The sequence below is a fragment of the Paraprevotella xylaniphila YIT 11841 genome, assembly GCF_900683745.1.
In the GTDB taxonomy this organism is placed as follows: Bacteria; Bacteroidota; Bacteroidia; order Bacteroidales; family Bacteroidaceae; genus Paraprevotella; species Paraprevotella xylaniphila.
The window spans coordinates 831792-851923 of record NZ_LR215980.1 but is presented as its reverse complement, the minus strand read 5'-3'; the positions used below and the strand labels follow the sequence as shown (position 1 = coordinate 851923).

Here is a 20132-nt window from a genome sequence, read left to right as displayed (position 1 = left end):
CGTATTGTATATATTTGAATGTGTTATCGTTTGCTCCTGTTCTTCAGGAAAGCTTCGGCCGCTTCGAGGTCGGCCGGCGTGTCGATGCCGATGGTTTCTATTTCACTGGTGCCCACCTTGATGGTGTAACCGTTTTCCAACCACCGTAATTGTTCCAACGATTCGGCCAACTCCAACGGTGATTGCGGCAGGGAGGTGAGTTCTTTCAACACATCGGCCTTGTAAGCATACAAGCCGATATGCTTGTAATACACATGCCCCTTCAGCCACTCCGTTTTATCCTTGTTGCGTTGGTAAGGAATGATGGAACGGCTGAAATAAAGGGCCTGCATCCGGCGGTTGACCACCACTTTGGGCGAGTTGACGTTTTCCAAGGCGCCCCAACCGTCAGCCGACGTGAAAGGTTTCACTAAGGTGGCGATTTCCGTTTGCGGGTCTTCAAAACAAGCCTTTATGGCATCCAACTGCTGCGGTTGGATGAAAGGTTCGTCGCCCTGGATGTTGACGACCACGTCGTATGGTTTGCCCTGCGATACGTAAGCCTCATAGCAGCGGTCCGTGCCGCTCTTGTGGTCTGCGCGGGTCATGACGGCCTTGCCGCCGAATCCTTCTACAGCCTTGAGAATCCGTTCGTCGTCGGTGGCCACGAGCACATCGTCCACCGCGCCGGACACTTGCTCGTACACCCGTTGGATGACAGTCTTGCCGCCCAACATGGCCAAAGGCTTGCCCGGAAATCTCGTGGAAGCATATCGTGCCGGAATAATCCCTATGTAATTCATTTTTTAGCTATTAATAAAGTATACCATACAAAAATACAAAAAGATTTTGTAAGGGAGGGTAAAACTCCCTATTTTTGTGGATAAAAAGAACGGATGAAGAAATGTTTCATAGGATTGGGCAGCAATGAATGCACGGCGGCACGGCTTTTGGCAGCGCAGTCCGACTTGCGCATGTCGTTTCCCGGCATCGTGTTCAGTCGCTTGGTGCGGACTGCCCCTGTGGCCTTCGATTCGCCCCGCATGTTTTACAATCAGGTGGCTTGTTTTACTACTCCGCTCACGGCATCGCAAGTCCGCGAATGCCTGAAAAAGATAGAACGTGACCACGGGCGTACACCGGAGGATAAGTCGCGAGGCATCGTGAAAATAGACATCGACCTGCTGTGTTACGACGGGGAATTACTCAAACCGGAGGACTGGCAGCGGGGTTATGTCCGCGAGGGGGTAGCGGAACTGGCCTTTTCCTGAAGGACGGAATGCCTACGTATATTTCAAATCATAAAAACAAAAAAGCGTATGAGAACAAGACTTTTATTCATGCTGCTCCTGGCCGGTTGGGCATGGGGCGTGGTGCAGGCCGTTACTGACGAAGGGCGTTACATTGAAGTGACCGGTACTTCCGAGGTGGAAATCGTACCGGATGAGATACATTACATCATCGAAATCAAGGAATATTTTGCCGAAGAATTCGACGGCAAATCCAAAGAGGAAGATTACCGTACGAAGGTACCCTTGGCCCGGATAGAGGAAGGGGTGCGGAAAACACTCCGGGAAGCCGGTGTCCCGGACGAAGCCGTGCGCACACAGGAAATCGGTGACTATTGGCGCGAGAGCGGACGGGAGTTCCTCGTTTCCAAGCGGTTTGACCTCACGCTGACCGACTTCAAGCAAATCGACCGCATTGTCCGGCATGTGGACACCAAAGGCATCCATACGATGCGCATCGGTGAGTTGAAGAACAAAGACATGCAGCTTTACCATCAAAAAGGGAAAATAGCCGCCTTGATGGCCGCCCGGAAGAAAGCCGCTTATTTGGTTGAGGCATTGGGCCAAAAACTTGGAGGAGTGGAACGCATCATTGAAAATGGAAACAACGGCCTTTCTCCCATGTTCACGGCACAAAGCAACGTAAGTTCTTCCGACGCGGCTTCCTTCGATGGTTTTCGAACGATTAAGAACCATTATTCCATGTCGGTTCGTTTTGAAATTTTAGACAAATGAAAACGGACTACGAAATCAGGCAAGAGACGGAGAAAGACTATCCGCAAGTTTTCAAGTTGGTGGAAGAAGCCTTCCGGGACATGGAGGAGAGCGACCATCGCGAACAGTTTCTGGTGGGGCGGCTTCGGCATTCCCCCGCATTTGTTCCGGAACTTTCTTTGGTGGCCGACGGGGACGGCGGCGTGGTCGGCTACGGCCTGATGACCCGTGTGTCGATTCGTTCGGGAAAACTGGAGGCGGAATCCTTGGCGCTGGCTCCCGTAGCCGTACGGCCGGACAGGCAATCCATGGGCATAGGCAGTGCCTTGATTCGGGAACTGCATGCACGGGCCGCCCGGTTGGGCTACAAGTCGGCCGTCGTGTTGGGGCATGAAGGGTTTTATCCCCGTTTCGGATACAGGAAAGCTTCGGACTATGGAATAGCATTTCCTTTTGATGTCCCGGCGGAATGTTGTATGGCCGCCGAGTTGGTGGCCGGAGGGTTGCGCGGCACACAGGGTATGGTATGCTATCCGGAAGCGTTTATGGAGTGAAGGGGGACTGCCATTCATTTTGTCATATTGTCAGAATGTCAAATCCGAACCCGTGAGAATCGCGTGTATGGGAGCAGGGCAAGCCTCCGAAGATTTTAAGCGATTCTCGCGGCTTTCGCCAGATTCAAAAAGAAAGGACAAACGCGGTAGTGCCTGTCATTTGGGTGGGTCCGGCGGTGCGCCCTGCCGTATGGTGAGCCGTTCCGCGTAAGTTGGTTGGGACTTTCCGGGTACAGGATGTCGCGGTGCCCTTGTCGGACGAATAAGAGCTAATAAATTCGCCATGCGCAGGAAAAGCCGGTAAAAAAGGCCGTGGAGCAGGTCTTCGCTTTGATATTCGGACGTGCGTTTTCCAATCTGCGCCAAGTGAAAAATCGCTTTCAGCCGAACGATTTTCCGTTTGGCGCAGAATGATTTGATTCTTGCCACGAAAAAACGAAAAAAACTCCGGTTGTCGCCTCTCTGACAACGGCATCATAATCGGACGGCCCCGAAAGGGAAGCTTTTTTCCATGCTTCGCCTTCGGGGCCGTCTTCATGATTTGCGTCTTTAGGAATGACTTTATGCTTCTTTTTTAAGGTTTTTGGTGACACTTTGTCCGCATGCCATGGCTTATTCAAAAACCTCGTCGATGCCGCCATATTCCTCCACCGGTGCCTCTTCTGTCAGGATGGTGTCCTGGCAAGGGTCGAACCCTTCGGGAATGCTGAACTTCTCGTCGGGGGAATATCCCAAGTCTTTGTCTTTATATACCTTTTGGAAGAAATAGGCGCAGACGGGCAAAGCCGAAGAGGCTCCCTGCCCGTACGTCATGCTGTTGAAATGGATGTCGCGGTCTTCGCCGCCCACCCAACAACCGGCGGAAAGCGATGGCGTGAAGCATACGAACCAACCGTCGGAGTTCCGGTTGGTGGTTCCCGTCTTGCCTCCCATGTCTGCGTTGACATGGTAACGGAAACGCATGCGTCCGCCCGTACCTCCGTTCATTACGCCTTGCAGCATGATAATCATTTTATAAGCGCTTTCCTCGCTGATGACTTCCGTCATGCGGGGTTGGAACTCCCCTACCACATTCCCTTCGTTGTCTTCTATCCGCGACACGAAAAGGGGAGCCGTGCGGATGCCGCGGTTGGCAAAGGCGGTATATGAACTGACCATCTCTGCCACGGAGATTTCACAAGGACCGAGGCACAGCGACATGGAAGGATGGATGTCGCGGTTGAGCACGCCGAACTCGTGAATCAGCCGTACCAAAGCCGACGGACTGAGGCGGCTCATCAGGTAGGCAGAAATCCAGTTGTTAGACTGGGCCAGTCCCCATTTCAACGTAACCATTTCCCCGTATCGGGAGCGGCTACCGTTGCGGGGAGTCCAAGGCTTTCCGGCCACGATATACGTCTGTTGCACGTTCGGCGCAAGGTCGCAGGGCGACATGCCGTTTTCCATGGCTAGCGTATAGAGGAATGGTTTGACGGTAGACCCGACCTGGCGTCGGCCCACTCCGGCCATGTCGTATTGGAAATAGCGGTAATCCGGTCCGCCCACGTAGGCTTTCACGTATCCCGTGCGGGTGTCCATGCACATGAATCCTGCACGCAGGAAACTTTTGTAATAGCGGATGGAATCCATTGGTGTCATGATGGTATCCACTTCGCCGTGGTAAGAGAAAACGGTCATTTCTTGTGGCGTGTTGAACGACTTTTTGATGTCTTCTTCGCTAGCTCCGTTTTTCTTCATGGTGATATAGCGCTCGCTTTGTTCCATCGAACGGCGCATGATTTTTTCCACCTCCTTAGTAGAAAGTTGGTTGGAGAACGGACGTGTCGTCTGGTGACGTTTTTCTTTGTCGAAGATGGGCTGCAGGTAACCGGCCACATGCTCTTCCACGCTTTCTTCCGCATATTGTTGCATGCGTGAGTCGATGGTGGTGTAGATTTTCAGGCCGTCCGTATATAGGTTATAAGGCGTACCGTCCTTTTTCCGGTTCTTGTTGCACCACCCGTATAAAGGGTCGGTTTCCCATGCCAACGAATCCTCATAATACTTTTGGTCTTGCCATGAAGCATAATCGCTTCGGTCGGGTTCTTTGGCCATCAACATCGTGCGCAGCCGTTCGCGCAGGTAAGTGGCCAGTCCTTCTTTGTGGTCCACGCGGTGGAAACGCAGCCCGATGGGTTCCAACTTGTGCAGCTCGGCATCTGCCTTGCTCAAATAACCGGCCTTGACCATCTGGTCCAGTACCACGTTGCGCCGCTCACGGCAACGTTCCGGTTTCCGCACCGGATTGAAATAAGACGGGTTTTTGCACATGCCGATAAGCGTCGCCGCCTCACATACCGAAAGGTTCTGCGGTTCTTTGTTGAAGTATGTGCGGGATGCCGTCTTGATGCCCACGGCATTATGCAGGAAGTCGAAATAGTTGAGGTACATGGTGATGATTTCCTCCTTGGTATAGTACCGTTCCAACTTGACTGCAATCACCCACTCTATGGGTTTCTGCAAGGCACGCTCCATCGTGCTCTGCGCCACGTCGCTATAAAGTTGTTTGGCCAGTTGCTGCGTAATGGTACTTCCTCCCCCGGCATTGCTTTGCCCAAGGATACCACGCTTTACCACGGCCCGCGCCAAAGCACGGTAGTCGATGCCCGAATGATCATAAAAGCGCTCGTCTTCCGTGGCCACCAACGCCTTGACCAACCAAGGGGAAAGGTCGTCGAAGCCCACGAAAATACGGTTGGCCCGGCTGTACGACCAGGTACCCAGAAGTTTGCCGTCGGCCGAAACGGCCTGTGACGCGTATTTGTTGACGGGGTTTTCTAATTGATATAAGTTCGGCATGTATCCAATCCATCCGTGCCAGATGGCGTAAAAAGCCAAGGAAACTGCACTGACGCAAAGAAACAAAATCACCCACAAAGTGATTACAAACTTCTTCCTCATAAATCTTTTTCTTTCATTTATCAAAGTGGCAAAGTGCAAAATTACAAATAAACTTTATAATAGGCTGTTTATTTGTGGAAAAGTTAACGAAATGATGCGCACTCCTCTCTCGTTCCACTTTTTTTATGTAACTTTGAAAGCTGAAGAAATTCTATATATAAGCAAAAAGAAATCCGAAATGGAAAACAGGAGTTTGGTGACTATTGCAGACCATTCCAAGGAAAAGATCATGTATCTGCTCAGAATGGCCGGAGAATTTGAGAAACATACCAACCGCAAGCTGTTGGAGGGTAAAGTCGTGGCTACTTTGTTTTTTGAACCGTCTACGAGGACACGGTTGAGTTTTGAAACGGCAGCTAACCGTTTGGGAGCGCGCGTCATAGGGTTTACCGACCCGAAAGTGACCAGTTCCACCAAGGGCGAAACCCTGAAAGACACCATCATGATGGTAAGCAATTATGCCGATTTGATTGTCATGCGGCATTATCTGGAGGGGGCGGCCCGTTATGCTTCCGAGGTGTCTCCGGTGCCCATTATCAATGCGGGCGACGGGGCCAACCAACATCCTTCGCAGACCATGTTGGACCTTTATTCCATTTATAAGACGCAAGGCACGCTTGACAACTTGCAAATTTATATGGTTGGTGATTTGAAATACGGACGCACTGTACACTCTTTGCTGATGGCCATGCGTCATTTCAACCCTACGTTTCATTTCATTGCCCCCGAAGAGCTGAAGATGCCGGACGTGTACAAGCAGTATTGCGACATTCATCATATAAAATATGTGGAACACACGGACTTTACCGCCGATACCATTGCCGGGGCGGACATTCTCTACATGACCCGTGTACAAAAGGAGCGGTTTACCGACCTGATGGAGTATGAACGGGTGAAGGACCTCTATCTGCTCAAACTTTCCATGTTGAAGAAAGCCAAGGACAATATGCGTATCTTGCATCCGCTCCCCCGCGTGAACGAAATCGAGTACGCCATCGACGATGACCCGCACGCTTATTATTTCGAGCAGGCCCACAACGGCCTGTTTGCGCGGCAGGCTTTGATATGCGACGCCTTGGGGCTGACCTTGGACGATGTGATGAACGACCGGACGATTATTGACTAAAATACCGTAAGCATACAATGAAGAGACAAGAACTTTTGGTGGCCGCGCTTGAAAGCGGTACGGTGATAGACCATATTCCATCCAGCAAGCTCTTTGAGGTGGTCAACTTGCTCCACCTCGAACAGATGAAGACTTCCATTACTGTGGGCTACAACTTGAAGAGCAAGAAAATGGGACATAAGAGCATCATCAAAATTGCGGGCAAGTTTTTCTCGGACGAAGAACTGAACCAGTTGGCCGTGGTGAGCCCGAACGTGACCTTATGTATTATAAAGGACTATGAGGTCGTGGAGAAAAAGGAAGTCGTTTTGCCCGAAGAACTGAAAGGTATCGTGAAGTGTGCCAATCCCAAGTGCATTACGAACAACGAACCTATGAAAACATATTTTCATGCCGTACCGGGCAAGGAAGGTGTGCTTCGTTGCCATTATTGTAATAAAGAGGTGGATTTGGACCACGTTAAACTGGTGTAACCCTTTGGGCTATGAAGCAAGACTGGAAACCCGGAACTATGATTTATCCCCTGCCCGCCTTGTTGGTCAGTTGTGGCAGCACGCCGGAGGATTATAATTTGTTCACCGTGGCGTGGGCAGGAACCATTTGCACCAATCCGGCCATGTGCTACATCTCCGTACGACCGGAACGGCATTCTTACGCGCTTATCAAGCAAAGCATGGAGTTTGTCCTCAACCTGACTACCGAAGACATGGCGTACGCCACGGATTGGTGCGGCGTGCGTTCGGGGCGCGATTACCGTAAATTCGAGGAAATGAAGCTCACTCCGGGAAAGGCCCGCATGGTGGCAGCCCCCATCGTGGAGGAATCGCCGCTGAACATAGAGTGCCGTGTGAAAGAGATTGTATCTTTAGGGTCGCATGACATGTTCATCGCGGAAGTACTGAATGTGAAAGCCGATGAGCGTTATTTGGACGAGCAGAGCGGGAAATGGAGCCTGGACGCCAGTCACCCTTTGGTTTACCTCCACGGGGCTTACTATGGCTTGGGCAGGAAAATCGGTAAATTCGGTTGGAGCGTGGAGAAAAAGAAAGAATGAAATCCAATTATTTAAAGTCAATAAAAATGAAAACAGACACAACAGTATTTGATTTGATTGAAAAAGAGCACCAACGGCAGCTCAAAGGAATCGAACTCATCGCATCGGAGAATTTCGTGAGCGACGAAGTGATGAAAGCCATGGGTTCCTGGCTGACGAACAAGTACGCCGAGGGATATCCGGGAAAGAGGTACTACGGAGGCTGCCAGGTGGTGGACGAAGTGGAGAGCTTGGCCATCGAACGGGTATGCAAACTGTTCGGTGCCGAGTACGCCAATGTGCAGCCCCACTCGGGAGCGCAGGCCAATGCTGCGGTATTTTTGGCATGCCTGAAGCCGGGTGACACCTTCATGGGCTTGAATCTGGACCACGGAGGCCATTTGTCCCATGGTTCGGCTGTGAATACTTCCGGTATCCTCTACCATGCCATCGGTTACAACCTCAACAAGGAAACCGGCCGTGTGGATTACGACGAGATGGAGAAACTGGCTCTTGAACATCGCCCGAAAATGATTATCGGCGGCGGTTCGGCTTACAGCCGCGAGTGGGATTATGCCCGCATGCGTGAGATTGCCGACAAGGTTGGTGCCATATTCATGGTAGACATGGCACATCCGGCCGGTTTGATTGCAGCCGGACTGTTGGAGAATCCGGTAAAGTATGCCCATATCGTGACTTCTACCACCCACAAGACATTAAGAGGTCCGCGCGGGGGTATCATCCTGATGGGTAAAGACTTCGACAACCCTTGGGGATTGAAGACCCCGAAAGGCGAGGTGAAGAAAATGAGCCAACTGCTCAACAGTGCCGTTTTCCCCGGTATCCAGGGGGGGCCGCTGGAGCATGTGATTGCCGCCAAGGCCGTGGCTTTCAACGAGGCGTTGCAACCCGAATTCAAGGAATGGGCCAAACAGGTACAGAAGAATGCCAAGGTTTTGGCCGATGAACTGATGAAACGCGGTTTCGACATCGTAAGTGGCGGAACAGACAACCACTCCATGTTGGTGGACTTGCGTAGCAAATATCCCGACTTGACGGGCAAGGTGGCCGAAAAAGCCTTGGTAGCAGCCGACATTACGGTGAACAAGAACATGGTGCCGTTTGACAGCCGCAGTGCGTTCCAGACTTCCGGCATCCGTTTAGGTACGCCGGCCATTACGACACGTGGGGCAAAAGAAGATTTGATGGTACTGGTTGCCGAGTTGATAGAAAAGGTATTGAATGCGCCGGAAGATGAGAATGTCATTGCCGATGTGCGCAAGCAGGTGAACGAAGTGATGGCAGGTTATCCTTTGTTTGCTTATTAAGAAATACGAATTGTCGGGAATAAGACTGAAAAAGAACCGGACTCCTGTAACCCTTATGGAGTCCGGTTCTTTTTTTATTTCCCTCCCTTAGCAAAGTTGCAATAATAGCCTATTTTATAAAAGGCAAAGAAATACAGGTTGGGATGCCTGCCATACAAGTTCCGTCGTAACATCGGTTCGCACAGGCGAAACAACAGGAATACAAAAGAAACAAGATGCAATCGTTGGAGAATGCCGTACAGGCGCAGCATCTCCGAAGCCCCCTCCAACTTCTTGCGGTGCACATAGAGCGTCCGTAATGACTCCTCCGTCTTTCGCAACACGTTGAGGTTCGTATCTAAGCCACAGTTCATCAAAGGATTGTCGATATGCAGGATTTTGATGCCTTCTTTTTTTAATGCCAATCCGAATAAAGTGTCTTCATGCCCGTAGTGCGTGATGGTTTCATCAAAAGGATGTTTGAGGAACGTTTCGCGGAGAATCATGAAATTAAACGTGCGGAAGACTTTGTAGGGGTGCAAAGCCCGTTTTTCGGCAATGAAGTGAGGTTCGGCGTTTTTTTCGTAAAGATACGCCAAAGAAACCTCTGGTGACGGAAGCTGTTCCGGATGCACCAAGCCTCCGTAAACGACTTCAGCCGCATTACGCACAGCCATGTACCGGGACAGGAAGTCGCTACCGACCACCGACGCATCACAATCCATAAAAATAAGGTAGTCATATCGGGCGAGGTGCCCCAAGATATTGCGGATACGCGAACGACCCACGTTTTCTTGTAATTCGATATATTTACAGCCGGGAATGCCGTTGATTTTACGGTTTTCACGCTTAAAGGCTTCCTCCGAAGCATCGTCAGCCACTAATATTTCGTAAGGGCATTCCAGTCTTTCAGCCTGTTGTTGCAGGTCGGTCACCAATTTAACGCACACGTAGTTATACGTCGGAATCAAAATGGAAAGCATATTCTGTTTTATGGTATTTCGGTTTTCAAAACTTTATGAGGCCTGCGGGGGTCTTTGGCATTGTATGATGAGTACATGGTTCGTCTTGTCATCTATCCGGAAACGGTTGTCGCTCCGTTCGTTGACCAACCAAGCGATGTGCTCTCCGCTACATACGACTAACTGCCTTTCTTTTTCAAACAGGTTTTTCTGGCAGTTTGTCAGGTAGTCGCTTACCAATTTCTGCCCCGTCATGCCGAAAGGGACAAAACGGTCCCCTTCTTGCACGAGCCTTACCGTTATGGGATATTCTATTTTGTCCAGGTCCAGGCACACCGTATCCTTGCTTCGAGGTATCGTAAAATGCCGGTCATAATGCACCCTGCGAATGAGGAAGGTAAGGTCTTGTGTTACTTTCACACATCCTTCCAATGGAAGGACATGGCACAAACACTTGTATTGTTCGTCTTTACGGCTAAGCACAAGCGTTTTTCGGTCCCGAAGCAACCGCCATTCATGGCTTTCATAAACTTTTCCGGAACAACCATCCAAGTGGTCGAAAATCTCTTCCGCCTGCACGCTGTTGAAACCGTACGCGGACAGCAGTTCAAAGAGCACGGTGCGCGCGGCAGGAACAGCCTTCAAGGCTTGTATGTCGATACGGTCATTCCGGCATATACGCGCCTTCAAATCCTCTACGGCCATATTATATAAGGTATAGGCATCTTCCAGATGGCGTATCGTGCCTTGTAAGGTGTCGAGGATGGACGGGTTCACGGTTTTCAGCATCGGCAAGAACTCCAGACGGATTTTGTTACGGACGGCTTCCGTTTCCAAGTTCGTGCTGTCCGTGACGTAAGGCTGTCCTTTCCCGGCCAAATATCGTTCGATTTCTTTCCGGTTCGTGTCCAACATCGGGCGTATGACATAACCGTTATGGTAGCGCATGCCCGTCAAGCCTTTCAGCCCCGTGCCGCGGACCAGATGCAACAACAGTGTTTCCACGTTGTCGTCACGATGGTGTGCCACAGCAATTTTATCAAACCGCCAATCTGCACGAAGCTCTTCAAAATATCCATAACGCAATTCACGTGCGGCCATTTCTATGCTGATACCTTTTTGACGGGCGTACGCCGCCGTGTCGAAATCTTTCGTATGCAAACGTATGGACCGTGAACGGCATAAATCGCGCACGAATTTCTCATCACGGTCGGACTCCTCCCCGCGCAGATGAAAATTACAGTGCACGGCTTCGCAATGGAAACCGGCCTGTTGCAGCACCAATAGCAAAGCCACGGAATCGGCTCCTCCACTCAAGGCCACAAGTATCTTGTCATCCGGTCCAACCAACTGGTGCTCCCGGATACACGACATGACACTGTCATAAAAAAATTCTTCCTTCACCATATCCTCTTGTCTAAAACAAACCCGTTGCAGGAGTATGCAAAGATAACAAATAAGCCTCAAAAATTAGCGATAGAAGTATTTTATTCTGTCGTTCCCTGTTCTCTTTTTCATAATATAAGGTAAAAAGACGGAATTTGTTCCCCACGGCTTATTCCGTTATCCGTTTTTACATTATTTTTGTCCGATACATTTTATATGGTTCGACTTATGTGGCATGAATATATAGCTTATTTCATTATCGTGGTGGCTTTCTGTTGGGTGGGAAGGCGCGTTTACCGGTTCATACGTCATCCGGAAGACTCGTCGGCATGTGCAAGTTGTACGGCAGACTGTAAATTGAGGGGGTTGAAACGCCCTACAAGGAAAGAAAAACGGAGAAACTGCACCAAAAAAGAGGAAAATGCGCATAAATAATTGCGGTTTTCAAAAAAAGTTGTACCTTTGCAACGCAAAACGGAAATGGTTCCCTGACCGAGTGGTTAGGTAGCGGTCTGCAAAACCGTCCACAGCAGTTCGAATCTGCTGGGAACCTCTTCCGAGATGCGAAGATGTTGGTTCCCTGACCGAGTGGTTAGGTAGCGGTCTGCAAAACCGTCCACAGCAGTTCGAATCTGCTGGGAACCTCTTGACAAGAAAGCCGTTTCAAGTAGAAACGGATTTTTGTATTCCCTATTCCAAATTCGGGTTCTTTTCATGGGGTTTGTATTTTCCGTCAGTTGCCGATTGCGATTTGGCTTCCCTGCGGTATTCGTTAGGTGTCATGCCGGTAATCTTCTTGAAAACCCTGTTGAAATAAGAGAAGTCCTCGAAACCGACCAGATAGGAAGTTTGTTTTACCGGAAGGTCGTTCGTGACAAGCAATAACTGAGCTTTTTCTATTTTGCGTTGAATGATGAAATTGGCAGGAGTCGTTCCCGTTTCCTTTTTGAAGATACGGATAAAGTAGTTTTTAGATACACATAATGTTTCTGCCACTTTGTCGATGCAGAGGTCGTCCGAAATGTGATTGCGGATATAGGTGATGGCTTTTCTTATCCGGTCGTCCGTCACCACGGATTTAATATGAGCCGTCCTGAAAAAGGGGGCAAGCAATTGGTAGACAATACCGCGCGAAATCATTTTGTTATAAAGCGGCCTCTGTTTGTTCTTTAATAAGTTGGATGCCAATGTGGAACTGTTGTCATAAGTAGTGGGATCGGATTTGCTCAACTTCATCGTCGGATTCAAGGAGTATAGTTCCTGGAAGATAGAACGTTCAAGGGAACCGGCCTGGATTTCCTCCGGCAGGATCCAATCTTCCAAGAACAAGCTTTTGGCCTGAGGGTCTTCATAAATGTGGGCATAGTAATGGGCAAAAGATGAGGTGCATTCATAACTGTGCGTAGTAAATGCGGGAATAAAGTACATGTGCCCTTCGCGAAGCTGCACGGTATGGTCGGGCAATATGACTTTGGCCGTACCTTCTATGACATAATAAAGGCGAGCAAAAGGGCTGCTCACGTTTTTCCAATTCCAATCTGCATTATGCAGGGCCAGTCCCACATTAAGGACAAAAGGGTGAAAATTGTCTATGTTAAATTCCATGGCGTATAAAATGAATTCAAAGATGGTAATAATATTCATTATTTTGCCCCCCCCCGACAGTTAAATTATCATAAAACAGTTTTGTCCTATAAGATTTAGCCGATATTGTTCTTATTAAAGGCTATAAAGTCCAATAAGAACAATATGTTTTCACCTACTTTTGCATAAGCTATTTATGGTGCAAACAACATGATGAAAGAAATGACATCAATAAAAAAGATTCTATTATGAAATATTCATATTTAGGAAAAACGGGAATGAAAGTGCCCGTATTGAGTTTTGGTGCCTCTTCATTGGGAGGTGTGTTTCGCTCTGTCAGCGAAGCAGAAGCGATTCGTGCCGTATTTACGGCGATAGAACATGGTATGACCTTCATCGACGTGTCGCCTTATTACGGTCACACGAAAGCCGAGACGGTATTGGGAGAGGCTCTGACGGAATTGCAGCGGGAATCGTTCCTCTTGTCTACCAAAGTCGGACGTTACGGTGCAAATGGGGTGAACCTTTGGGACTATTCCGCTCAAAGGACTCGGGAAAGCGTTTTTGAAAGCATGGAACGGCTACATGTGGACTACATCGACCTTATTAATGTGCATGACATAGAGTTTGCAGATCTTTCCCAAATAATAAACGAGACCTTGCCGACATTGGTGGAACTACGGGAGAAAGGACTCGTTGGCCATGTAGGAATCACCGACCTGCAGCTCGAAAACCTGAAATGGGTCATCGACCGTGTGCCGGAGGGGACAGTGGAAAGCGTGCTCAATTTTTGCCATTATTCGTTAAACGACGACCGGTTAGCCGATTTCTTGGATTACTTCGAGGCAAAAGGAATCGGAGTCATCAACGCATCTCCATTCTCCATGGGATTGTTGTCGCAGCGTGGTGTACCGGAATGGCATCCGGCTCCGGCTGCATTGGTCGAAGCTTGCCGCAAAGCCTCGGACTATTGTCTGTCACAGGGTTATCCTATAGAAAAGTTAGCGATTCAGTTTTCGGTCAGCAATCCTCGTATTGGTACCACCCTTTTCAGTTCTGCCAATCCGGACAACGTGCTCAAGAATATACAATATATCGAGGAGCCGATAGATTGGAATTTGGTAGCCAAAGTGAAAGAAATCATCGGAGACCAACAACGTGTAACGTGGAAAAACACATAAAACCGGAAAGAGATGGAATATACAATCATTGATGCCCATTCCCATTTATGGCTCAGACAAGATACCGAAGTCGACGGGCTGCCCATCCGCACCCTCTCGGGAGGCAAATCGCTTTTCATGGGAGAAGTCCGGCAAATGCTCCCGCCTTTTATGACGGACGGAAGAAACACGGCTGAAGTGTTCCTCTCTAACATGGACTATGCGCAAGTCAGTGCCGCCGTGGTCACACAAGAATATATCGACGGCATACAGAACGATTACCTGATGGACGTACAGGCCCGTTACCCGAATCGCTTTTTGGTATGCGGTTTGTGCGAGTTCCGCAAACCGGGATTTCTGGTGCAGGCCAATGAACTGATAGGGAAAGGATTCAAGGCCATCAAGGTTCCGGCCAACCGCTTGGTTTTGTCCACAGGCAGGATTCCGTTGAACGGCGACGAAATGATGGCCATGTTCCACCTCATGGAGGGACACCGGATCATCCTGTCGATAGACATGTTGGAAGGCGACACCCAAGTGGAGGAGTTGAGAGACGTGATTACGGAATGCCCGGATCTGAAGATTGCCATCGGACATTTCGGGATGGTGACTTTTCCCGGTTGGATGGAACAAATCAAATTAGCACGTTATCCCAACGTATTCATAGAGTCCGGTGGCATCACATGGCTTTTCAACGATGAGTTTTATCCTTTCAAAGGAGCCGTGCGTGCCATCCGGGAAGCTGCCGGACTCGTCGGGATGGAAAAATTGATGTGGGGATCGGACTATCCGCGCACCATCACGGCGATAACCTATCGCATGTCCTACGACTTTGTTGTAAGGAGCAATGAGCTGAGCGATGAGGAAAAATCCCTGTTCTTGGGAGGCAATGCAAAAACTTTCTACGGCTTCGGTGCCTTGCCCGTATTACCTTATATTAAAAACATGTCAGAATGAAAGCATTTCAGATTATATCGCCGCTTCATACGGCTTTAAAGGAAATAGAAGCGCCTGCCTGCCGGACGGGCGAAGTATTGTTACGTATCCGTTATGTAGGTTTCTGCGGCTCAGACCTCAACACCTATTTGGGGCGGAACCCGATGGTACGGATGCCTGTCATCCCCGGCCATGAAGTGGGCGCTACGATAGAAGCTGTGGGCACGGATGTCCCCGACTTTCTGCGCCCGGGACAGAATGTCACCGTCAATCCTTACACGAATTGCGGCAAGTGTGCCGCTTGCCGCAACGGGCGAGTCAATGCTTGTGAACATAACGAGACTTTTGGCGTACAACGGGATGGCACCATGACGGAATTCGTGGCCGTGCCTTGGCAGAAAGTCGTAACGGCCGACGGGCTTTCCGCCCGCGACTGTGCTTTAGTGGAACCCATGAGCGTGGGCTTCCATGCCGTGTCGCGTGCTCAAATTACGGACATAGACACGGTCATGGTCATCGGCTGCGGCATGATTGGCTTGGGGGCTATTGTCCGTGCAGCCCTGAGAGGGGCAAAGGTGATTGCCGTGGATTTGGATGACGAAAAGCTTGAGGTGGCGCGTTCCTTGGGGGCTACCTGCCTTCTCAATTCCAAAACGGAGGACGTGCATGCCCGGCTGATGGAATACACCGGAGGCTTAGGCCCGGACGTAGTGATTGAGGCTGTGGGCAGTGCGCCGACATACGTCATGGCCGTTCAGGAAGTATCCTTCACCGGACGTGTAGTGTACATCGGATATGCCAAAAGCGATGTTTCTTTCCAGACGAAGTTGTTCGTGCAGAAGGAGTTGGACATACGTGGTTCGAGAAACGCATTACCGGAAGATTTTCGCGCCGTGGTCCGTTATTTGCAACAAGGACGCTGCCCGGTGGACAAGCTCGTTACCCGTGAGGTCTCCCTTGAACAAGCCGGGAAAGCATTACAGCAGTGGGCGGATGAACCGTCTAAGGTTTTCCGAATCTTGGTGAAGTTTTAAAAAGATTTACATTCATCTAAATGTTGGATTTATGTATAAAAGAAATATTCAATTATATATAATGAGAACCATTTGTATCATTTGTTTGCTAGTACATGTACTGTGCTTTCAAACAGCTTGTACAATTCTCAGTGAGACTCCCCGCGAAACAACCAACATCAATAATACTTGGAAGTACGCCCAAGGCGATTACACAGGAGCTGAACAAGTAGATTATGATGACAGCTGTTGGGAAAACATTGGTATTCCTCATTCTTTCAGCATACCTTACTTTATGGCAAAAGATTTCTATGTGGGGTATGGGTGGTATCGGAAACATTTGCAACTGGATGAAAAGGATTTGACGAAAAAGCTCTTCTTGGAGTTTGACGGTGTGTTCCAAGATGCGGAAGTTTTTGTTAACGGGAAATTAGCAGGCAGGCATGTGGGAGGATATACGGGCTTCTCAATAAATATCTCTGATTGTGCAAAGGTTGGTGATAACATGGTAGCGGTTCGGGTAAATAATTTATGGCAACCGGATGTAGCCCCCCGGGCAGGAGAACATGTATTCAGTGGAGGTATTTATCGCAATGTACGGTTAGTGAAAAAAACTCCCGTACACATTGCTTGGTATGGTACCTTTGTAACCACTCCGGAGTTGGAGGAACAGGATGGAAAAAGCTCATCGGTAAAAATTGAAACGGAATTGTGTAATGACAGCGATGAATCAGGAACCTACCGCTTGGAAACGCGTATTCTCAATGAATGGGGAGAAGAAGTGGCGGTAACGGAAACCACGGGAAGATTGGCCGCTAACGAGTGTAAGGTGTGGATGCAACAGACAGAACCGATTCAGGAACCTAAACTGTGGACACCTCAGACCCCTATCCTGTACAAAGCGGTTAGTTCGCTCTATAAAGATGATGAGTTACTGGACTGTATGGAAACCCCGTTTGGTTTCCGATGGCTCAAATGGACAGCCGACAAAGGTTTCTTTCTAAACGGTAATCGCTTGGTTATTCAAGGTGCCAATGTGCATCAAGATCAGGCCGGTTGGGGAGACGCTGTGACGGAAAGTGCCGCCCGGCGGGATGTGGCGATGGTAAAGGAGGCCGGATTTAACTTTATCCGTGGCTCACATTATCCACATGCTCCGTTTTTTGTTCAGGCTTGCGATGAACTGGGTCTTCTGTTCTGGTCGGAAGCTCCTTTTTGGGGCATAGGTGGATATGGAGAGGACGGTTCATGGAGTAGTAGTGCCTATCCGGTGGATAAAACTCATACGGCTGCATTCGAAGAAAGTGCCTTGCTGCAATTAGAGGAGATGATACGCATTCACCGTAACCATCCGTCCATTGTGGCGTGGAGTGTGTGTAATGAAGCCTTCTTCACCGCCCCGGAGGCTATGGATGGCATGCGCGGATTGTTGCGGAAAATGGTAAATCGAGTTCATCAGTTAGATCCGACACGTCCAGCAGCCATTGGAGGCGCCCAACGTCCTATCGGGGAAGGACGCATTGACCATATCGGAGATGTGGCAGGCTATAATGGTGACGGGGCCATTATTCCTGACTTCCAAAATCCGGGCATTCCCAACATTGTTTCCGAATATGGTTCCGAAATCTCGTCAGACCGCCCTGGAGAATATAACGCGAAGTGGGGATGCATAAAGCAGAATGAAGGGTGGAAAGGGTATCCTTGGCGCAGCGGACAAGTTAGTTGGTGTGCTTTTGACCACGGCAGCATAGCCGGAAGCACGATGGCCAAGTTGGGCATCATCGATTATTTCCGCATTCCAAAACGTTACTGGTACTGGTATCGCAATGAATATGCAGGTATTGCTCCACCGGAATGGCCGATAGACAGTGCGGCTGCAAAACTGAAATTGGAAGCTAGTGGTACGATTGCAAAAACGGACGGCACGGACGATGTACAGTTGTTGGTTACGGTATGTGACGTTTCGGGCAAATGGGTCAGCCAATCGCCCGACGTGGAATTACGTATTGTATCTGGTCCGGGTGAGTTCCCAACAGGACGTTCCATCCGTTTTGAGGCTGACAGCGACATCCGCATCATGGATGGGCAAGCCGCTATCGCCATGCGTTCCTACTATGCAGGCAAAACTATAGTAGAAGCCACGTCCGAAGGTTTGGAACCGGCACGGATTACGATTACGTTTAAGGGTGGTGAGGAATATAAAGAAAGAGTAACTCCGATAGTAGAACGTCCCTATAAACGTTATGTACGTGAGGGGAAGACGGAGGTTATACAAACTTTCGGGCGAAACAATCCTACTATTACCAGCAGCAACGCAAATGAACATACTCCCGGCATGGCTTCCGATGGAAATATTCGGACTTATTGGAAGGCTTCAGCGGAGGATAAATCGCCTTTCTGGACAGTGAATACGGAAAAGGGCTTGCAATTAAAGGAAATCCAACTGCATTTCCCCGATGAAGCGGCTCGCCGCTATATAGTGGAGGCATCACATGATAACAACACATGGGAAGTACTCTGTGACAAGAGTCAGAATATGCAAACAGAACAGAACCTGTTGTTGTCATTCTCTGAGGAAGTCCCTACCGGCCGTTTTGTCCGTATCCGTTTTTTGGAAAACGACAAGGCTGCATTGACGGAAGTGATTGTGAAAGGGATTGTTTTGGAATAAGAGAAATACAGGTCAATTAAATAAATGTATCTATGTTGGAATTGAATAAAACAACGGCCTCCAAGAGTGAAAGGCCAGAGAGAATCATACAGTTTGGCGAAGGCAATTTCCTGCGCGCTTTCGTGGATTGGATTATATCAAATATGAATGAGCGCAGTAACTTTAACGGCAGCGTGGTCGTGGTGCAACCTATCGAAAAGGGCATGGTGGATGTGCTCAACCGGCAGGATGGCCTTTACCACGTCAACCTGCAAGGGCTTGAAAACGGGCAGGTGGTAAACTCATACCGCCTGATAGATGTCATCAGCCGTGCGCTTAACCCCTATAGCCATTTTGACGAGTATATGAAACTGGCCGAGCAACCGGAAATTCGTTTTGTCGTTTCCAATACGACCGAGGCCGGCATCGCATTCGATCCGGCTTGCAGGCTCGACGACCGTCCGGCTGCCTCTTACCCCGGAAAACTGACGCAACTGCTCTACCATCGTTTCCGTCATTTCCGTGGCGACAAAAGCAAGGGGCTGCTTATTTTTCCCTGCGAGTTGATTTTCCAGAACGGGCATCATCTGAAAAGAATCATCCGACAATATATCGACCTCTGGCAGCTTGGCGAGGATTTTGCGGCATGGTTCGAAGGGGCATGCGGCGTGTATGCCACGTTGGTGGACCGTATCGTGCCGGGCTTTCCCCGTAAGCACATCGAAGAGATTCAGGAAAGGCTGCAATACAAAGACCAACTCGTCGTACAGGGCGAGGCATTCCACCTTTGGGTCATCGAAGCTCCGGAAAATGTGGCGCAGGAGTTTCCGGCTGCGGAATGCGGCCTGAACGTACGCTTTGTGCCCGACGAAGAACCTTACCACCGGAGAAAGGTGACCTTGCTGAACGGGCCTCATACGCTACTCTCCCCCGTGGCATATCTTTCCGGAGTAGACATCGTGCGTGATGCCTGCCAAGACCCGGACGTGGGGCGGTATATCCACAAAGTGATGTTCGACGAACTCATCGAGACGATAGACTTGCCGTTGGAAGAACTCCGGACATTTGCCAACAGCGTGATGGAACGGTTTACCAACCCGTTTGTAGACCATCAGGTCACGTCCATCATGCTGAACGCCTTCCCTAAGTTCGCCACGCGGGATTTGCCGGGACTGAAAGAATACCTCAGGCGCAAAGGCACGCTCCCGTCCGGAATCGTGTTCGGCCTGGCAGCCCTGATTATTTATTATAAAGGTGGCAGCCGCGAGGATGGTACTCTGATTGTCCCGTCCGACTCCCCCGACATCATGGCACACGTGGCCTGCTTGTGGCAGGACGGCGACGAGCAAAAGGTGGCCACTGGCGTGTTGGAACGTACGGATTGGTGGGGTGAAGATTTGAACCGGATACCCGGATTGGGCGTACTCTTGGCACGTTACCTGAAAGACATCCGCTTACAGGGCATGCGGGAGGCACTGAAACACATGTTGGATTCATAG

At 49.7% G+C, this 20132-nt stretch carries 18 protein-coding genes and 2 tRNA genes; 14 read left to right on the top strand and 6 right to left on the bottom strand.

Annotated elements, in window-relative coordinates; genetic code table 11:
- Nucleotides 1-23: 23 nt before the first annotated feature.
- Entirely contained in the window at nucleotides 24-782 is a 759-nt protein-coding gene (gene kdsB / locus E0E47_RS03410) for a 3-deoxy-manno-octulosonate cytidylyltransferase (RefSeq protein ID WP_008629156.1), read from the bottom strand.
- 93 nt (nucleotides 783-875) lie between these two features.
- Here kdsB and E0E47_RS03405 point away from each other — a divergent pair, with 93 nt between their 5' ends.
- Genes E0E47_RS03405 through E0E47_RS03395 form a run of 3 tightly spaced genes read left to right on the top strand, consistent with a single transcriptional unit; the run spans nucleotide 876 to nucleotide 2536 of the window.
- The gene (locus tag E0E47_RS03405) at nucleotides 876-1250 is read left to right on the top strand and encodes a 2-amino-4-hydroxy-6-hydroxymethyldihydropteridine diphosphokinase (RefSeq protein ID WP_008629157.1); all 375 of its coding nucleotides are present in this window, start codon (nucleotides 876-878) and stop codon (nucleotides 1248-1250) included.
- A gap of 48 nt (nucleotides 1251-1298) precedes the next feature.
- The gene (locus tag E0E47_RS03400; protein ID WP_172604642.1) at nucleotides 1299-2003 is read left to right on the top strand and encodes an SIMPL domain-containing protein; all 705 of its coding nucleotides are present in this window, start codon (nucleotides 1299-1301) and stop codon (nucleotides 2001-2003) included.
- Nucleotides 2000-2536: a GNAT family N-acetyltransferase gene (locus E0E47_RS03395; RefSeq protein ID WP_008629160.1), complete on the top strand. Its 537-nt coding sequence runs from the start codon at nucleotides 2000-2002 to the stop codon at nucleotides 2534-2536. Before E0E47_RS03400 ends, E0E47_RS03395 begins: the two co-directional genes overlap by 4 nt.
- Nucleotides 2537-2916: 380 nt before the next feature.
- On the opposite strand, the gene E0E47_RS03385 is transcribed toward E0E47_RS03395, so the two are convergent.
- Nucleotides 2917-3177 (bottom strand): hypothetical protein, encoded by a 261-nt coding sequence (locus tag E0E47_RS03385; RefSeq protein ID WP_008629163.1) that lies wholly within the window; start codon nucleotides 3175-3177, stop codon nucleotides 2917-2919.
- Nucleotides 3149-5476, bottom strand: a complete 2328-nt coding sequence (locus tag E0E47_RS03380; protein ID WP_008629165.1) for a transglycosylase domain-containing protein — start codon at nucleotides 5474-5476, stop codon at nucleotides 3149-3151. Before E0E47_RS03380 ends, E0E47_RS03385 begins: the two co-directional genes overlap by 29 nt.
- A gap of 178 nt (nucleotides 5477-5654) precedes the next feature.
- Between E0E47_RS03380 and pyrB the strand changes: the two genes are divergently transcribed.
- From pyrB to glyA, 4 genes are read left to right on the top strand one after another with little or no spacing between them, the layout of a single operon-like run.
- Nucleotides 5655-6602: an aspartate carbamoyltransferase gene (gene pyrB, locus E0E47_RS03375; RefSeq protein ID WP_039865552.1), complete on the top strand. Its 948-nt coding sequence runs from the start codon at nucleotides 5655-5657 to the stop codon at nucleotides 6600-6602.
- 17 nt (nucleotides 6603-6619) lie between these two features.
- Nucleotides 6620-7075: an aspartate carbamoyltransferase regulatory subunit gene (gene pyrI / locus E0E47_RS03370; RefSeq protein ID WP_008629168.1), complete on the top strand. Its 456-nt coding sequence runs from the start codon at nucleotides 6620-6622 to the stop codon at nucleotides 7073-7075.
- A gap of 11 nt (nucleotides 7076-7086) precedes the next feature.
- Nucleotides 7087-7656 (top strand): flavin reductase family protein, encoded by a 570-nt coding sequence (locus tag E0E47_RS03365; RefSeq protein WP_130892890.1) that lies wholly within the window; start codon nucleotides 7087-7089, stop codon nucleotides 7654-7656.
- A gap of 26 nt (nucleotides 7657-7682) precedes the next feature.
- A complete protein-coding gene (gene glyA, locus E0E47_RS03360) occupies nucleotides 7683-8963 on the top strand; it encodes a serine hydroxymethyltransferase (protein ID WP_040603118.1) in 1281 nt (426 codons plus the stop codon).
- A gap of 74 nt (nucleotides 8964-9037) precedes the next feature.
- Here the strand turns inward: glyA and E0E47_RS03355 are convergent, their stop codons facing one another.
- Complete coding sequence (locus E0E47_RS03355) at nucleotides 9038-9925, bottom strand: glycosyltransferase family 2 protein (protein ID WP_130892889.1); 888 nt, start codon at nucleotides 9923-9925, stop codon at nucleotides 9038-9040.
- A 33-nt stretch (nucleotides 9926-9958) separates the two neighbouring features.
- Nucleotides 9959-11311 (bottom strand): tRNA lysidine(34) synthetase TilS, encoded by a 1353-nt coding sequence (gene tilS, locus E0E47_RS03350; RefSeq protein ID WP_130892888.1) that lies wholly within the window; start codon nucleotides 11309-11311, stop codon nucleotides 9959-9961.
- 461 nt (nucleotides 11312-11772) lie between these two features.
- Between tilS and E0E47_RS17215 the strand changes: the two genes are divergently transcribed.
- A tRNA-Cys gene (locus E0E47_RS17215) sits at nucleotides 11773-11843 on the top strand.
- Between the two features lie 21 nt (nucleotides 11844-11864).
- Nucleotides 11865-11935, top strand: a tRNA-Cys gene (locus tag E0E47_RS17210).
- Between the two features lie 45 nt (nucleotides 11936-11980).
- Here E0E47_RS17210 and E0E47_RS03340 read toward each other — a convergent pair.
- Complete coding sequence (locus tag E0E47_RS03340) at nucleotides 11981-12895, bottom strand: AraC family transcriptional regulator (protein ID WP_130892886.1); 915 nt, start codon at nucleotides 12893-12895, stop codon at nucleotides 11981-11983.
- A 227-nt stretch (nucleotides 12896-13122) separates the two neighbouring features.
- Here E0E47_RS03340 and E0E47_RS03335 point away from each other — a divergent pair, with 227 nt between their 5' ends.
- From E0E47_RS03335 to E0E47_RS03315, 5 genes are read left to right on the top strand one after another with little or no spacing between them, the layout of a single operon-like run.
- A complete protein-coding gene (locus E0E47_RS03335) occupies nucleotides 13123-14055 on the top strand; it encodes an aldo/keto reductase (protein WP_130892885.1) in 933 nt (310 codons plus the stop codon).
- A gap of 12 nt (nucleotides 14056-14067) precedes the next feature.
- Nucleotides 14068-14991, top strand: coding sequence for an amidohydrolase family protein (locus E0E47_RS03330; protein WP_130892884.1), 924 nt, complete (start codon nucleotides 14068-14070; stop codon nucleotides 14989-14991).
- Nucleotides 14988-16004 (top strand): zinc-binding alcohol dehydrogenase family protein, encoded by a 1017-nt coding sequence (locus E0E47_RS03325; protein ID WP_130892883.1) that lies wholly within the window; start codon nucleotides 14988-14990, stop codon nucleotides 16002-16004. The genes E0E47_RS03330 and E0E47_RS03325 overlap by 4 nt, the downstream gene beginning before the upstream one ends.
- A gap of 31 nt (nucleotides 16005-16035) precedes the next feature.
- The gene (locus E0E47_RS03320) at nucleotides 16036-18654 is read left to right on the top strand and encodes a glycoside hydrolase family 2 protein (RefSeq protein ID WP_130892882.1); all 2619 of its coding nucleotides are present in this window, start codon (nucleotides 16036-16038) and stop codon (nucleotides 18652-18654) included.
- Between the two features lie 32 nt (nucleotides 18655-18686).
- Nucleotides 18687-20132: a tagaturonate reductase gene (locus tag E0E47_RS03315; RefSeq protein ID WP_130892881.1), complete on the top strand. Its 1446-nt coding sequence runs from the start codon at nucleotides 18687-18689 to the stop codon at nucleotides 20130-20132.

Bases quoted from the DNA above. Each gene is read 5' to 3' on its own strand.
- kdsB (WP_008629156.1), bottom strand. From the start codon at position 782: ATGAATTACATAGGGATTATTCCGGCACGATATGCTTCCACGAGATTT.
- E0E47_RS03405 (WP_008629157.1), top strand. From the start codon at position 876: ATGAAGAAATGTTTCATAGGATTGGGCAGCAATGAATGCACGGCGGCA.
- E0E47_RS03400 (WP_172604642.1), top strand. From the start codon at position 1,299: ATGAGAACAAGACTTTTATTCATGCTGCTCCTGGCCGGTTGGGCATGG.
- E0E47_RS03395 (WP_008629160.1), top strand. From the start codon at position 2,000: ATGAAAACGGACTACGAAATCAGGCAAGAGACGGAGAAAGACTATCCG.
- E0E47_RS03385 (WP_008629163.1), bottom strand. From the start codon at position 3,177: ATGGCGGCATCGACGAGGTTTTTGAATAAGCCATGGCATGCGGACAAA.
- E0E47_RS03380 (WP_008629165.1), bottom strand. From the start codon at position 5,476: ATGAGGAAGAAGTTTGTAATCACTTTGTGGGTGATTTTGTTTCTTTGC.
- pyrB (WP_039865552.1), top strand. From the start codon at position 5,655: ATGGAAAACAGGAGTTTGGTGACTATTGCAGACCATTCCAAGGAAAAG.
- pyrI (WP_008629168.1), top strand. From the start codon at position 6,620: ATGAAGAGACAAGAACTTTTGGTGGCCGCGCTTGAAAGCGGTACGGTG.
- E0E47_RS03365 (WP_130892890.1), top strand. From the start codon at position 7,087: ATGAAGCAAGACTGGAAACCCGGAACTATGATTTATCCCCTGCCCGCC.
- glyA (WP_040603118.1), top strand. From the start codon at position 7,683: ATGAAAACAGACACAACAGTATTTGATTTGATTGAAAAAGAGCACCAA.
- E0E47_RS03355 (WP_130892889.1), bottom strand. From the start codon at position 9,925: ATGCTTTCCATTTTGATTCCGACGTATAACTACGTGTGCGTTAAATTG.
- tilS (WP_130892888.1), bottom strand. From the start codon at position 11,311: ATGGTGAAGGAAGAATTTTTTTATGACAGTGTCATGTCGTGTATCCGG.
- E0E47_RS03340 (WP_130892886.1), bottom strand. From the start codon at position 12,895: ATGGAATTTAACATAGACAATTTTCACCCTTTTGTCCTTAATGTGGGA.
- E0E47_RS03335 (WP_130892885.1), top strand. From the start codon at position 13,123: ATGAAATATTCATATTTAGGAAAAACGGGAATGAAAGTGCCCGTATTG.
- E0E47_RS03330 (WP_130892884.1), top strand. From the start codon at position 14,068: ATGGAATATACAATCATTGATGCCCATTCCCATTTATGGCTCAGACAA.
- E0E47_RS03325 (WP_130892883.1), top strand. From the start codon at position 14,988: ATGAAAGCATTTCAGATTATATCGCCGCTTCATACGGCTTTAAAGGAA.
- E0E47_RS03320 (WP_130892882.1), top strand. From the start codon at position 16,036: ATGTATAAAAGAAATATTCAATTATATATAATGAGAACCATTTGTATC.
- E0E47_RS03315 (WP_130892881.1), top strand. From the start codon at position 18,687: ATGTTGGAATTGAATAAAACAACGGCCTCCAAGAGTGAAAGGCCAGAG.